The 13605-nt window shown below is 34.7% G+C and carries 16 protein-coding genes and 1 pseudogene; 13 read left to right on the top strand and 4 right to left on the bottom strand.

The window, feature by feature from the left end; genetic code table 11:
• Positions 1–67 precede the first annotated feature (67 nt).
• The 3 genes and pseudogenes from HM990_RS05015 to HM990_RS19995 form a co-directional block, all read left to right on the top strand.
• Positions 68–1678 carry a YggN family protein gene (locus tag HM990_RS05015; protein WP_178987891.1) on the top strand — a complete coding sequence of 537 codons (1611 nt, stop codon included), beginning with the start codon at positions 68–70 and terminating at the stop codon, positions 1676–1678.
• A 96-nt stretch (positions 1679–1774) separates the two neighbouring features.
• Positions 1775–2473, top strand: a complete 699-nt coding sequence (locus HM990_RS05020; protein WP_229719373.1) for a peptidoglycan DD-metalloendopeptidase family protein — start codon at positions 1775–1777, stop codon at positions 2471–2473.
• Positions 2472–2598: pseudogene (locus HM990_RS19995) on the top strand (IS110 family transposase); the annotation flags it as partial. The gene HM990_RS05020 and the pseudogene HM990_RS19995, both read left to right, overlap by 2 nt.
• A gap of 47 nt (positions 2599–2645) precedes the next feature.
• Here the strand turns inward: HM990_RS19995 and HM990_RS05025 are convergent.
• From HM990_RS05025 to HM990_RS05035, 3 genes are all read right to left on the bottom strand, one after another.
• Positions 2646–3026 carry a hypothetical protein gene (locus HM990_RS05025; protein WP_178987892.1) on the bottom strand — a complete coding sequence of 127 codons (381 nt, stop codon included), beginning with the start codon at positions 3024–3026 and terminating at the stop codon, positions 2646–2648.
• A gap of 14 nt (positions 3027–3040) precedes the next feature.
• Positions 3041–3436 carry a hypothetical protein gene (locus tag HM990_RS05030; protein ID WP_178987893.1) on the bottom strand — a complete coding sequence of 132 codons (396 nt, stop codon included), beginning with the start codon at positions 3434–3436 and terminating at the stop codon, positions 3041–3043.
• A gap of 216 nt (positions 3437–3652) precedes the next feature.
• Complete coding sequence (locus tag HM990_RS05035; RefSeq protein ID WP_178987894.1) at positions 3653–5464, bottom strand: serine hydrolase; 1812 nt, start codon at positions 5462–5464, stop codon at positions 3653–3655.
• A 497-nt stretch (positions 5465–5961) separates the two neighbouring features.
• Between HM990_RS05035 and HM990_RS05040 the strand changes: the two genes are divergently transcribed.
• The 9 genes from HM990_RS05040 (at position 5962) to HM990_RS19815 (ending at position 11609) form a co-directional block, all read left to right on the top strand.
• Positions 5962–6384, top strand: coding sequence for a DUF2141 domain-containing protein (locus HM990_RS05040; RefSeq protein ID WP_178987895.1), 423 nt, complete (start codon positions 5962–5964; stop codon positions 6382–6384).
• Positions 6385–6402: 18 nt separating this feature from the next.
• Positions 6403–7026, top strand: a complete 624-nt coding sequence (locus tag HM990_RS05045) for a tetratricopeptide repeat protein (RefSeq protein ID WP_178987896.1) — start codon at positions 6403–6405, stop codon at positions 7024–7026.
• An 87-nt stretch (positions 7027–7113) separates the two neighbouring features.
• The gene (locus HM990_RS05050) at positions 7114–8466 is read left to right on the top strand and encodes a histidine kinase (RefSeq protein ID WP_178987897.1); all 1353 of its coding nucleotides are present in this window, start codon (positions 7114–7116) and stop codon (positions 8464–8466) included.
• Positions 8467–8552: 86 nt separating this feature from the next.
• Positions 8553–8873: a 2TM domain-containing protein gene (locus HM990_RS05055; protein ID WP_178987898.1), complete on the top strand. Its 321-nt coding sequence runs from the start codon at positions 8553–8555 to the stop codon at positions 8871–8873.
• Between the two features lie 12 nt (positions 8874–8885).
• Positions 8886–9224, top strand: a complete 339-nt coding sequence (locus HM990_RS05060) for a 2TM domain-containing protein (RefSeq protein WP_178987899.1) — start codon at positions 8886–8888, stop codon at positions 9222–9224.
• A gap of 287 nt (positions 9225–9511) precedes the next feature.
• Positions 9512–9826: a 2TM domain-containing protein gene (locus HM990_RS05065; protein ID WP_178987900.1), complete on the top strand. Its 315-nt coding sequence runs from the start codon at positions 9512–9514 to the stop codon at positions 9824–9826.
• 29 nt (positions 9827–9855) lie between these two features.
• Positions 9856–10611, top strand: a complete 756-nt coding sequence (locus HM990_RS05070; RefSeq protein ID WP_178987901.1) for a LytR/AlgR family response regulator transcription factor — start codon at positions 9856–9858, stop codon at positions 10609–10611.
• Positions 10612–10665: 54 nt separating this feature from the next.
• Positions 10666–11052 carry a hypothetical protein gene (locus tag HM990_RS19810; RefSeq protein ID WP_229719374.1) on the top strand — a complete coding sequence of 129 codons (387 nt, stop codon included), beginning with the start codon at positions 10666–10668 and terminating at the stop codon, positions 11050–11052.
• Positions 11016–11609: a Fic family protein gene (locus HM990_RS19815; RefSeq protein ID WP_229719375.1), complete on the top strand. Its 594-nt coding sequence runs from the start codon at positions 11016–11018 to the stop codon at positions 11607–11609. The genes HM990_RS19810 and HM990_RS19815 overlap by 37 nt, the downstream gene beginning before the upstream one ends.
• 2 nt (positions 11610–11611) lie before the next feature.
• On the opposite strand, the gene HM990_RS05080 is transcribed toward HM990_RS19815, so the two are convergent.
• Entirely contained in the window at positions 11612–12787 is a 1176-nt protein-coding gene (locus HM990_RS05080; RefSeq protein ID WP_178987902.1) for an LETM1-related biofilm-associated protein, read from the bottom strand.
• A gap of 146 nt (positions 12788–12933) precedes the next feature.
• Here HM990_RS05080 and HM990_RS19920 point away from each other — a divergent pair, with 146 nt between their 5' ends.
• The gene (locus tag HM990_RS19920; RefSeq protein ID WP_178987903.1) at positions 12934–13605 is read left to right on the top strand and encodes a DUF4331 family protein; all 672 of its coding nucleotides are present in this window, start codon (positions 12934–12936) and stop codon (positions 13603–13605) included.

Raw genomic sequence — 13605 nt, forward strand, 5'->3', positions numbered from 1 at the left:
CAAAGTCAAATCAAAAAACGAACAGATTTTATTCAGCTAGACTGGGTATTTCTAAAAATCAAAAAACATGAACTTTTCAAAGAAAAATCACGAACACAACACAGAAAAAAGAAAATCTGTGAGTAAAAAAACCATCCTAATTTTATTGCTCAGCCTAATAACCACTTTTGGTTATGCACAGAAAAAAATGACTAAAACATCACAATCCATTAAGGTCTCTAAGGATGCGGTCGTAGAATTAAATACGAGCTATGTTGAAATTGAATTAGATACATGGAACAAAGATGTTGTTGAGGTGGAAGCCTATATTGAAGGCAATAAATTAAGTGAAGAAGAATTGAAGTTTGCCTTGGAAGCATGGAACCTAAAAGTGGAAGGCTCTAGAGATAAGGTCGTAATTTCGTCAACAGGAGGACCTTCCGTAGGTTTATATGGCGACGGTGATTATGCCATTTTATTAAAAGATTTAGAATTTGAATTGGCAGATTTACCAGAAATGCCAAGACTACCAGAGATGCCAGCAATGCCACACATGGCAGAAATGCCTGAAATGCCTGAAATGCCTGAAATGCCAGAAATGCCTGAGCTACCAGAATTGCCAAAAGGTGTCAATACAATTGCTTTTGATTATGACAGGTACCAAGAGGAAGGCGAATCCTATTTAGCAGAGTGGAGTAAAACCTATGAAAAAAAAGGCGGCAAGGAACTTCAGAAACGAATGGAAGAATGGGCTCGAAAATTTGGTGAATCAGGTTACCAAGAAAAGATGGAAAAATGGGGAGAAGAATATGGTAAACGTTTTGAAGGCAAATGGGCAAAAGATATGGAGAAATGGGGAGAGAAATTCGGCGAAAAGTATGGCGCGGATATGGAAAAATGGGGAGAGGAGTTTGGTGAAAACTTTGGCAAAGAATGGGAGATGAAAATGGAAGCTTGGGGCGAGCGTTTTGGTCAAGAAATGGAACAGCGATCCAAGGCTATGGAACAAAGGGGAGAAGCTTTGGAGAAGCGTCAAGAGGAACTCGCCAAGCGACATGAACGTTTGGCAAATAAAAGAGAATCTATATTGGTAGAACGTTTAGAATCTGGTAAGACCAATAAAGTCAAAAAAGTCATAAAAATTAAAATCCCGAAGAAGGCAAAATTGAAAACTAATATAAGACATGGAGAATTAAAAATATCCTCAGTAATACATCAAATACGAGGTGATATTTCGCACTCATTTTTTGTAGCAGAACACATTGATGGAAGTGACACTTCCATCAATGTGTCTTATTCACCTGTTATGGTAAATACATGGAATTTAGGGACTTTAAATCTAAATTTTGTGGATAAGGCACAGATTAAAACGGCTCAGAATTTAGTGCTCAATTCTAAATCGTCTAATATCACGGTAGAAAACTTGAATGATACGGCCATTATTGATGGTAGTTTTGGAGACTTAACGATTTCTAATTTAAGTGCAAGTTTTAAAAACCTTAATTTGGTCTTGGAAAACAGTGATGCGTTAATCAATTTGCCAAAAGATGTAGATTACAATTTGTATTTTAAAGGCAATCGGTCAAAGTATAATAATAAAGTTACTGGTCAAAAAACCATTCGTAATTATCCTGAAGGACAAAGTTCCAGTCGAAATATTATAGTTAATGCTAAGTTTAGTAATGTGATTATAAATTAAAGCACTTTTGTAAGCCTCAGTTTCTAGCACAAAAATTTAGCCGTTTTCAGTGCCTCATTTTTATATTGTTTTCCATAACATAGATTTCCTATTTTTATGGAAATTTTTTTTATGCCTATTTCAAATTTTGAGAACTTATTAAAATCGCTCCAAGCTGAGTCATTGTTTGATTTTATTATAACAGCAAACAATTTTACTCCTCTTGATTTATCTATTCACAATGACGAACTAAAGACTGTTAATATTTCATCGTCAAATGATTTGGAGCAATTCATTTGGAAACACATTACAGCCCATAATGCAAAAGTCGCTTACGGCGGTTATTTAGAACTACGCGGCATTTATCAGCGCAGCATTTATTTCAACCAGCAAAACACCGAACTAGAACGCAATATTCATTTAGGTTTAGACCTTTGGATAGAGGCTGAAACCCCAATTTTTGCGCCTTTGGAAGGCAGCATTCATAGTTTTAAAAACAATACCAATTATGGTGATTATGGCCCAGCGCTGATTTTAAAACACGATATCTCTAATTTTACATTTTACACCCTGTATGGTCATTTGAGTTTAGATTCTATTACGCAGATAAAAGTCGGAGCAGAGGTGAAGCAAGGTGAGCAAATAGCAACATTGGGAACAGCTGAAGTGAATGGCGATTATCCACCACATTTACATTTTCAAATCCTAAAAGATATTCAGGATTATGAAGGAGATTATCCTGGTGTTTGTAATAAAGCGGATTTGGAATTTTATCAATTGAATTGTCCTGATCCTAATTTGCTTTTAAAATTGTAAAAAAGTGGCATTAATTGCAGTATGCAACAAGCTCTTAAAACAAGCTCTTAAAACAAGCTTTTGCAATCGCTAAATCAGGATTGACATTTGACCATGAATATAAAAGCACGCTAGTGAAAAATTGATGGAGTTTTATCTGTTTTTTAGCACAGTACTTTGTTGTACACCGTTTTTATTTCCGTTTTAATATTTGCTCGACATATTTTCTGTGATTTTCAAATCCGTTTTTCTCTGGATTTTCCAAGTCAATCATTTCTCCAATTCCAGAGTCAAAAATTTGCCAATTATGTTTTTTTGCTAATTTAATTAGTTCGTAAAGTCCATTTTCTCCATATAAACTTAACACTGTATTGCTCACAGATTTATTATGTACAATAAAGTCAATTGTGAAATCAGTTCCGACTATTTCTCTGTGATTATCATCTTTATTAATTCGGTCAAATGAGGCTTCCAAAATTCCGTCAAAATCAGTCGATTCGAGTTGGTTTTCATCCAATTCCGTAACTGATTCTATTTTCTGTTTTGAATTAAAAAGCACAATGTCCCAACTCATTTTTATATTTTTTATTAAGTTCCGTAATATTCGTCATAATGATGTTTAAATTCAGTTTGCATTAGCTCGGAAGTAATTCCGCCAAACTGGATTTCATATTCTTCGTTATCCATTCCAGTTATAGCTCCACCCCAACCATTCAGTTCAGTTCCGCTTTCCAAGTAAACTTTCAGTTCGGGAATTACAACAGTATCAATCAACTTTAATTTCGGTTCGTCATCGTTTATTTGAACCTTATATTTTTTACAATGATTTCTAAAAAGTTCATAAGGCGACTCCACGTCATCAAAATTGATTTTTCCGTGGATAACTCCCATTGGTGTATCCGCAAATTCAAAATCAGTTGTTCCGATTTTTACTCCGTTTAATTCTATGCGATATGTTTTTCTCAAATGGTGTACAACACCCATATAACGTTACTTAAGCCATAAAAGTAACGTTATTTCGCTTAAGTCTATACTTCTGGGTTGTCTATTATAAAGTTAGTCATATTTAACAAATTGTCAAGTGATCTTTTAATTTTCTAGAAATCTTTGACATAAAAAAGACTTCTATCTACTACAAAAAAGTTTTAAATAAATACATTTTTAATTTTAAGACGCAATGCTCTAAAGCTTTTGGTTTTCCTAATCCTCAACCTTCCGCTTAGCCACAAACGTCCCATTGGGCTGAATGAATTTAACTTCGTTAATGCTTTTATCATCAGATTCAATAAACTCAACCTTAAAACCTTCTAAAGTTTTAAAATTAAACTTGTGCGTTGCTGTGGGTACTAAGGCATATTCTGGTTGGCCTGGCACAAAAACATAAAGCACATTTTCATCCTTTATATAGGCTTTTATTTCCTGTCCCATCAAATCAAATTTCCCAACGTACTGCTCCAAGGTTTTGGCATCGACATCTATGGTGTTTGGTGTCCGTTTAAAAGCTATGGGATCCAATAGGCCTTCAATATCAATATGGCCATAATCTATATCGCCTGCAGTGTTGGTACTAAAGTTTATTTTTATGGAACTTCCTATGGCTGTGGTATCAACTTTCCCGTTTTTCACATCGATAAATTCAAACGTATCATAATGAAAATGGTTGAGGTATTGTCGGTCTTCGTTAAGTTCAGAGAACAAGGAATCGTTTTCCATTACAATGTCAAATTTCCCATAGCCCTTGTTTTCATAGGCGCCTGTATAATCTATTTTAGTATGTGACGGTTTGGTGTTTTTTACATTGGAAATTCCCATGTCTTCTTTGGCTTCTTCTAATGCTTCCAAAGCTTTTTCGGTATCTTCCTTATGCTTTTTCGCCCATTCGGTTTTATTTACTTTCAACATATAATCGGCCGCAATATTTCTAATAAGTTTTGGCACTTGGGAACCATTTTGGTTGGCCAAGACCACAATGCCTAAACTATCGGATGGATATAAGGCGACACTTGCTGAAAAGCCATCGATATTACCACCATGTTCTACCATATAATGCCCTTTGTAAGAATGCAAAAACCAACCATAACCGTAATTGGCGAATTGCGCTTCTGGTAATTCCTCTGAAGGCAATCCGGCTGCGACAACCATTTGCGAACTCATCGCTTCTTTTACATAATTTTCAGGAATAATTTGCTCGTCTTTATATTTTCCGTTATTAATCCAAGTGATCAACCATTGGCTCATATCATTGACCGAACTGTTAATGCTTCCTGCAGGTGACATAGCAGCAATATCATAGTAATCGGTTTTTTCAATGTTTCTCTCTGCATCGAGCTTGTAGCCTAAAGCGGCATTAGAGCTAGATTTCATGGCTTCAATCGTGGTATTGGAACGATTCATGCCCAACGGCTCAAAGAATTCGTTTTCAATATTATCTTCCCAGGTTTTTCCCGTGATTCTTTCGGTAATGACGCCTTGTAACAAAAACCCAAAATTGTTGTAATACCATTGTTGGCGTACACCAGTAAATGGTTCGTGGTATTTTATCTTGGCGACCAAACTATCCTTGTCATGACTCGGGAAAAAATACCATGAGCCATCATGTCTTGGCAAACCTGTGCTGTGCCTCATCAGATCTTTAATGGTGATTTGGTTATTCATATCATTATTAAAAAACTCGAGTTCCTTAATGTGTTTTCTGGGACTATCATCAAACGATAATTCATCATTCTCGCGATGCAATCCTAAAAGTGCAGACGTAAAGGCTTTGGTAGTAGAGCCAATGGCAAAAAGGGTGTTGGCATCAGCAGGAACTTTGTTTTCATAATCCGCATAACCAAAACCTTTGGCATAGATAATTTTATCGCCTTCGACGATAGCTACGGCAAAACCTGGTGCTTTTGTGCTTTCTAAAACGGAATTGAATTGCTTTTCAATACCTTTTAATCGTTTGTCGGTTTGCGAAAAGGCTAAGGTTGATAGCAAGGTTAACGCAATAATAAATTTAATGTGCTTCATTTTGGTTGGCTTTTATTGGTTGAAAAAATTGTATTGTCAAAGATTAGTAGAGAAACGGCTTACTAAGTTACTGTTTTTTGCGGAATTTTTTTTGCCACGAATACTCGAATTTTATGTTGTTAGGTTAAATAGCTATATATGGAATGAGAATTTATTTTTTTAACAGACTTTCAGTCTGTTTCATTTGTGATATGGATAGTCCAGTTTTACTCCAGTATTTATGAGAACAAGTAAATTAGTGTATTCGTAGCGAAATTGATAGTGGTTAAAGCGAAATGCATTAACATAAATATTCCAACAAGGAAATTGAAACCAATTAATTACCACGAATTCGTTTCCCATTGGAAACTTGAAATTTAAAACACTATTGTTTTGTACATGTACTTAGAGAAATTTCAATAAATTACAATTCGTCATTAAAAACATACATTTCGGTAATTTCAATTTTACAAAGCCGCATTTGTATTCGATATTTGTATCAAACAAAACCATAGACCATGAATTTACACGTAAAAATTACACTAATTTGTTTGATTAGCTTATTTAGTTTTCAAACACAAGCTCAAGATACATTTACAATGACCGTAAACGTTGAAGAAGCCGATAACAACAACGGTCACATATTTATAGCACTTTATGATTCCGAATCAGGATTTTTAAGCAAACCCTTTAAAGCTTCAAAAAGCAGTATAAGAAATAAGGCTTGTGCCATTACTTTTGAAGATCTCCCTTCAGGAACTTATGCAGTTTCGATTTTTCATGATGAAAATGACAATGGTAAATTTGATACTGCCATGTTTGGAATTCCGAAAGAAGATTACGGTTGTTCTAATGGAGCCACAGGTTTTATGGGACCACCAGATTGGAAGGACGCTAAATTCGAATTAAAAGGAAACAAATCAATAACGATAACACTTTAATTAAAAACCATCACTATAATGAGACATCTAATCATCATCGCTGTTCTGTTACTTTCAGGAATGACACAAGCACAAACGAATTTTGAAAAAGGAATGACCAAAGCCTTTGAACTTTGGCAAAATGGTAAAACCGACGAAGCCGAAAACATGTTTGAGCGCATTGCTAAAGCCGAACCAAAAGAATGGTTGCCTAATTACTACATCGCGCAGATTAACAGCTTAAAGAGCTGGACAGAAAAAGACGAAACGATTTTGAAAGCACAACTAGATAAAGCACAAGAGCATTTGGATGCTGCCATGCTTATCAGTGAAAATAATGCTGAATTACTTGTTATGCAAGCACAAGTCTTAACGAATTGGGTGGCTTTTGATGGCATGACCTACGGCATGAAATATGGTGCAAAAGTAGCTGAGCTGTATGAAAAAGCTACAGCATTGGATCCAACAAATCCGAGAGCAGCTTTAGGTAAAGCAGAATGGGCTATGGGAAGCGCCAAATATTTTGGGCAGGATAAAGCACCATTTTGTAAGGACATAGAAGCATCCATTGAACTTTTTGATACCTTTAAGCCAGAGAGTGCGTTACATCCAAATTGGGGAAAGGAACGCGCAGAACAGGTTGCTAAAGAATGTAAATCTTAAACAATATTGAAGTTCAAAAGAAATGAATTAGCCAATGAGGCTTTAGTTTTCGCTAACTATCGGAACAAAAAGCAATAACTATAAACCATGAAAAAGTCATTAAAGAGAATCTTTCTAACCTTCGGTATTGGAACCGCTGTATTTTTGGTAGGACATCTGTTTTTCGAAGGTTTTGAATTCAAATCAGTAAATGACTTTTTGATTGACTTTGGATTTTATCAACTCTATGCCTTTGTTTTAGGTTACAGTAATATGGCGTTTTTCGATTATATGGAAAAGCAAAATTGGAAAACTGGAGATACTATAAAACGTGTGATCATCGGAATCATAGGAGCTACAACAATTACGTTAATTGGACTTTTCCTTTTAAGGGTTTTCACGGCTGTTGTTATTTATGATATAGAATTTGAAAGGTTTATTGCTGGAGAATCTTGGAGAGGTTATTCTTTTGGGTTATGGATTACACTAAGTATTATAACTGTTTTTCATATCATATATTTCTACAATCGTTATCAAAAGAATAAAATAAAAGAACAGAAGGTTATTGCTGGTACGGCAAGTGCCAAATTTGATGCCCTAAAAAACCAATTGGATCCGCATTTTTTGTTTAACAGTCTAAATGTACTGACCAGCTTAATTGAGGAAAATCCTGAAAATGCACAGAAGTTCACAACCTCTCTATCTAAGGTTTATCGTTATGTTTTAGAACAGAAAAGTAAGGAATTGGTAACGGTTGACGAAGAGTTGAATTTCGCCAGAACCTACATGTTGCTCTTGAAAATGAGATTTGAGGATAGTATTATTTTCGAAATTCCGGATAATGCCTCAAACCCTGAGAGTAAGGTGGTACCACTATCCTTGCAATTGCTATTAGAAAATGCCGTAAAGCACAATATGGTCACATCGAGCAAACCATTGCATGTTAAAATATATGAGGATGGCGATTACTTAGTTGTAATGAACAATCTTCAGCCCAAGCAAATCGTAAAGAAGAGTAGTGGCGTTGGATTGGAAAATATAAAACAGCGTTATCAACTGCTTTCAAATAGAAAAGTACACATCAATCAACGAGAAAAGGATTTTGCGGTTGCGATTCCTATGCTCACAAAACAAGTATCAATCATGAGAACCACACAAAAATCTCAAGCACGGCTCAATGACGATTATGTAAGAGCTCGTAAGCGCGTAGAAGAGTTAAAAGGCTTTTACTATAGTTTAATTTCTTACTGTTTAGTAATACCGTTTCTAATTTTTATATGGTATCAATTTTCTAGCTTTACCATACAATGGTTTTGGTTTCCCATGATAGGTTGGGGACTAAGTCTGGTTTTTCAGGCTTACCGGGTTTTTGTGGATGATGGTGCTTTAGGTGCTGGTTGGGAAAAACGAAAAATTGAAGAATACATGAAGAAAGAAGATCAAAAAGAGCGATGGAATTAATCCCTTCCTAGCCTTCCCTTAGAGAAGGAACTCATACTCAAATTGAATGCCGATGAGTTAATTGATTTGATTTAAAACAGATGAATATGAAAACACAGGATTCTAATTTAAAATTTATAAAAGCACGACATAAGGTTGAAAAGTTAAAGGCCTTTTATATTCACTTAACGGTTTATATGGTTATAAACATTGTGATTACAGCCGTTAAGATAATGAATAACATCAATAACGGAGAAACGTTTAATGAGGCATTTTTTGATTTTGCCACTGTAATCACATGGATGATTTGGGGAATTGCAATTGCCTTACATGCATTTTCAGTATTTGGACTTCCAATGATTTTAGGAGAAGACTGGGAAGAGCGAAAAATTGAAAAGTTCATGGAAGATGAATTACAAAACAATTAAAAAAATAGTCTAATGGAAAAATATAGTATAGAACCTTACGATCAGCATAAAGACTCAAAGGATTATAGAAAAGAAGAGGCGTATTTAAGAGCTAAGAAAAAGGTAGATGCTATTGTTGGATTTTACTGGCATTTAGCGGTTTATGTCGTTGTGAATTTGTTCTTAGTCATACTTATAGGTGTCAATGCCGGTTTTACAGGTTTTGGGCCATATGCCACAGCCATTTTTTGGGGCATAGGATTGATATTTCATTTTTTAGGAGTTTTTGGACCAAATTTTCTTTTTGGAAAGGATTGGGAAAACAAGAAAATAAACGAATACATGAAGAAAGAAAAGGAACACTGGGAGTGATTTTAGTTTTCAGTCTCAGCCTGCCCTTACCGAAAAGTGATGTTCGGGCGGGTCTCAGTCTCAGTAAGAATTATAAAGTGTAAAGTAATAAGTAAAAAGTAAAAAGTGTTCCGTGTAAAGTTTAAAGTGAATTTACTTACTTTTAAATATAAACCATATACCACAAACTCTTATATTTAGATACTTAACTTCTAATTGAAGGCATTCCACCAGAAAATATTGCAGCTATTGGTAGTGCTCTTAAAGTTTAAGCAACAGTATTCTCGTAAGATCAAATAATTATAAAAATGACTGATGACGAAAGACAGTGTTTGGAAAATGCAAAAAAGAAAGTAAGACGGCTTAGGCTTTTCTATATTCATTTAGCAGCATATTTTGTTTTTGTAGCACTTCTATTGTATAATTTATATATTGTTTCCGGACCATATAAGGATAATATTATAAGTCTTAACCTGAGTATTATTGGTGTTTGGACGGTAATTATAATTGTGCACGGATTCAAGATTTTTAATGAAAAGCGAATGTTCAAAAAAAGTTGGGAGGATAAAAAAGTAGAGAAATTTTTGAAAGAGAAAGATGAGAAGACCACCTTTTGGGAATAAATTAATAATCAGAAAAAAGTAATCATAGAATGAACGTTATTATAATAGAAGACGAAAAACCATCCGCAAGACGACTGCAGCGCATGTTAAAGGCTATTGATATAAATGCTGAAACTATGTTGCACTCGGTTGAAGAATCGATAGAATGGTTTCAAAACAACGAACATCCAGATTTGATTTTTTTGGATATTCAGTTAAGTGATGGATTGTCTTTTGAAATCTTTGAAGCGATTGATATTAAATCAGCTGTGATTTTCACAACCGCTTATGATGAATATGCGCTGCAGGCCTTCAAACTGAATAGCATTGATTATTTATTAAAACCGATTGATGATGATGACCTAAAAACCGCCGTTGAAAAATATAATGGACGAACTCCACAAAAACAATCCGTAACCTTAGATTTTAATGACATAAAAAACTTGTTGGTAAACCCAATTGAACGAGAGTATAAAAAACGTTTTTCGGTAAAAGTCGGACAGCATTTAAAATTGATTAATATTGAAGATATTGAATGCATCTACAGTGAGAATAAAGGTACCTATGCCTTTACCAAGGATGGACGGAATTATCTATTGGATGCAACCTTAGATCAATTAGAGCATGAATTAGAGCCAGACGTATTCTTCCGGATTAGTAGAAAATTCTATGTAAATATCAATGCCATTAAGGATATCGTAAGTTACACCAACTCCAGACTCGAGATAAAATTGAACCGTTTCAATGAGCAACAAATTATTGTGGCAAGAGAGCGTGTAAAGGATTTTAAGAACTGGTTAGAATAAATATCGGATAGATTAAAATATTTAATTACCCGATAAAAATTGCATCTTTGTGGTATGTGGAATGTAGAGATAACATATAGAAAATATTTAGAGCAAACATTTTTACGGTTATTGGAAAAGGTCAAGATTTTAAATACAGCAAGACCGTTGCCCAATATTGTTTTGCAAAATATTAAGGAAGCTCTCCTCATAGAATGGACTTACAATAGTAATAGTATACAGGGTAATAAACTTAGTCTGAGAGAAACCCAAATGGTATTGCAAGAAGGCATTACTATCAAAGGAAAATCACTAAGAGAGCATTTTGAAGCTAAAAACCATGAAACTGCCATCCATAAACTTTATACTTTAGTAGATGAAAATTATATCTTAAATGCTAAGGATATCCCCTTCATGGTTTGGTATTGCGTTCTATTGAAGATGAGTATGCAGGTCGTTTAAGACATGCAGGTGTTCGTATTTCAGGTGCTAATTTTGTCCCGCCAAATGCTCGTAAGGTATCGGAGTATTTCGATAGTTTAATAACTTATATAAATACTAATCCGCAAGGGTTAAATCCAATAGAGCTCGCTACTGTTTTTCATCATAAGTTTGTCTGGATTCATCCATTTTTTGATGGCAATGGTCGTACCATTCGTCTTGTAATGAATTTATTATTGATGCGTTCTGGTTTTCCGCCAGCTATAATCCTTACTAATGATAGAGCTAAGTATTATTCGGCACTAAGCCAAGCCAATAGTGGTAACTATGCAAAACTGATGTTGCTAATGAGTCAGGCCGCAGAACGTACCTTAAATAGTTATCTAAGTGCCATTCCTGGGGCAGATAAAGAATATCAGGTTATTTCTGATATCGTTAAAGAGCCAGAGGTGCCTTATGGCCAAGAATACATTAGTTTGTTGGCTCGCCAAGGTAAAATAGATGCTCATAAAGAAGGGCGCAATTGGTTCACCACTAAGGAGGCTGTTTTAGAATATATAGAAGGTAAGACTAAGTAACATTACTTTTTATCTTCTATTCTATTTTCATCAAAAGCCGAAGGCAATAATTTAGGAATAAACTTCACAAACAGAGGTAATAGCAGCATGCCACCTGGTAACATGAAAATAGCCAAACTTGGAATGGACTTAAAAATATCCATTAATTGCGATTGAATTTTCTTTTGCTCTTCATCCGTAAGGTTTCGTGTTGTGGATTGTGCCAAAAGGTACATCGCTTCTTTACTTTCCGATAATTCTTTAATGAGTCGTTTACTGTTTCTTGTAATAAGTTTAGAAACAATTTTACTGCTATTGTCATAAAAACTCTGTGCTAAATTTTTAGAACTTAAAAAGGCAACGTCATCTTTATGTTCATCATAAAATAAATTGATGTCATTAACGGATTGCGCAACGCTTGCACTATCAAGATTCAAATCATCTTTTAAGCGGACTAGGAATTCGCGTTCTTCCATATCAATGACCTTATCTGTCCAAGACGCCATACAGACCAAGTCAATAACATACAATTTCTCTAAAGGTTCATGAATAAAAGATACTGCTTTTTCGTATGTGGGCAATTCCGAATTTTTATGTCTTATAGAGCTCTCAAACAATTTGATGAGGTTTTCATCATATTCTGATTTTTCGGATTTATTATCTATAACTGAGAAAACAATCGTTTCTAGGGCAGATTCAAGATTCGTAACATAAGATTTAACGCCCTTTTCATTTTTTAGAAAACGATGGTATCCCAATATATCAACGAATAAAAGGGCATTGATCAAGAAATAATTGAAACTTTTGGAAATAAAATTATCGTCAATGTGAATACGTTTATGAATCACCTGTTCCAAAAGATAATCAGATTTTTTGTTTCCAAATAACTCTTCAAAAAACGAGCGCTTTTGGTCGCTGATCGTTTTATAGTACAGGATTAAACTCTCGATAAAATCATCATCAGGATTTTCCTTGACGTATATGAAGTAAAACGAAAGTAGCAAATTGATTTTGCAGCGTTCTTCTTCAGTAAAATCGAAAGGTTTAACAATATCTAAAACCACCTTGATATTGCTTCCATAAATAAATCCAGCTTGTTTTAGGCGATTGTAAAACTCGTTGTTATCCGTCTCAGAATACTTGGTTTCAGAAACCTGGTTGAGTAATTTTTTTATCCAGCCATTAGCTGATGGATTCATAAGGTTTGGTTTGAAGCTACAAAGTTAATTTTTTATAGTGAAAAACCACGAAATAATTTCGTTAACAAAGTTTTAACAAAACCGACCCTTTCATTTTTTCGTAAGTAGAGCAGAGACACAAATTAATTAAAAAAAATCTCAAAATTATGAAAAAAACAAAAATTTTAATCGCAACAGCAATATTAGGTATTGCGACATTTGTTGCCATTGCAGCAGATCACATTGATGCGCCTGCAGTTGATGGTGGTGGAACAAGTAGTTTATCTGACATCACAGACTTTTATGCCTTTCAAGGCTCAACAGGTAACAGTATAGCATTCGTAGCTAACGTGCAAGGATTCTTAACGCCTTCCACAACTGGTAATGCTGATTTTGATGAGAATGTAATGTTCGAAATTAACATTGATACTAACAATCCAGCTGATGCAGTTGAGGATTTAGTTATTCAAGCAATTCCAAGAGATGGAAAAATGTACTTTTTTGGACCATATCCAGCTGGAAGTACAACATTGAATAGTACTATCAATACTCTTGCTGCAAATCAAGGTGTGGTCGATATCTCAGAATATGGACAACCTACAGTTGTAGAAGAGTCTGGTGGAATCAAGTATTTTGCAGGACCAAGAGATGATCCTTTCTTTTTTGACTTTGGTCAATATACTGAAGTCATTATGGGCAACGCAACTAGTTTCAATGATCCAGGTACTGACAGCTTTATGGGTACAAATGTATTATCTGTGGTTGTCGAAGTACCAAAATCTATGATTGGTGGTTCAGGTTCTATACATACTTGGGTGGAAACAAAAAGAAAACAATAA

Source organism: Winogradskyella schleiferi, from assembly GCF_013394655.1.
Classification (GTDB): Bacteria; Bacteroidota; Bacteroidia; order Flavobacteriales; family Flavobacteriaceae; genus Winogradskyella; species Winogradskyella schleiferi.

What these genes read in the sequence shown, in the direction of transcription:
- HM990_RS05030 (WP_178987893.1), bottom strand. Translation starts at nt 3,436, where the DNA reads ATGGGTGTTGTACACCATTTGAGAAAAACATATCGCATAGAATTAAAC.
- HM990_RS05020 (WP_229719373.1), top strand. Translation starts at nt 1,775, where the DNA reads ATGGAAATTTTTTTTATGCCTATTTCAAATTTTGAGAACTTATTAAAA.
- HM990_RS05055 (WP_178987898.1), top strand. Translation starts at nt 8,553, where the DNA reads ATGAAAACACAGGATTCTAATTTAAAATTTATAAAAGCACGACATAAG.
- HM990_RS05065 (WP_178987900.1), top strand. Translation starts at nt 9,512, where the DNA reads ATGACTGATGACGAAAGACAGTGTTTGGAAAATGCAAAAAAGAAAGTA.
- HM990_RS05080 (WP_178987902.1), bottom strand. Translation starts at nt 12,787, where the DNA reads ATGAATCCATCAGCTAATGGCTGGATAAAAAAATTACTCAACCAGGTT.
- HM990_RS05025 (WP_178987892.1), bottom strand. Translation starts at nt 3,026, where the DNA reads ATGAGTTGGGACATTGTGCTTTTTAATTCAAAACAGAAAATAGAATCA.
- HM990_RS05015 (WP_178987891.1), top strand. Translation starts at nt 68, where the DNA reads ATGAACTTTTCAAAGAAAAATCACGAACACAACACAGAAAAAAGAAAA.
- HM990_RS05045 (WP_178987896.1), top strand. Translation starts at nt 6,403, where the DNA reads ATGAGACATCTAATCATCATCGCTGTTCTGTTACTTTCAGGAATGACA.
- HM990_RS05035 (WP_178987894.1), bottom strand. Translation starts at nt 5,464, where the DNA reads ATGAAGCACATTAAATTTATTATTGCGTTAACCTTGCTATCAACCTTA.
- HM990_RS05040 (WP_178987895.1), top strand. Translation starts at nt 5,962, where the DNA reads ATGAATTTACACGTAAAAATTACACTAATTTGTTTGATTAGCTTATTT.
- HM990_RS05050 (WP_178987897.1), top strand. Translation starts at nt 7,114, where the DNA reads ATGAAAAAGTCATTAAAGAGAATCTTTCTAACCTTCGGTATTGGAACC.
- HM990_RS19810 (WP_229719374.1), top strand. Translation starts at nt 10,666, where the DNA reads ATGTGGAATGTAGAGATAACATATAGAAAATATTTAGAGCAAACATTT.
- HM990_RS05070 (WP_178987901.1), top strand. Translation starts at nt 9,856, where the DNA reads ATGAACGTTATTATAATAGAAGACGAAAAACCATCCGCAAGACGACTG.
- HM990_RS05060 (WP_178987899.1), top strand. Translation starts at nt 8,886, where the DNA reads ATGGAAAAATATAGTATAGAACCTTACGATCAGCATAAAGACTCAAAG.
- HM990_RS19920 (WP_178987903.1), top strand. Translation starts at nt 12,934, where the DNA reads ATGAAAAAAACAAAAATTTTAATCGCAACAGCAATATTAGGTATTGCG.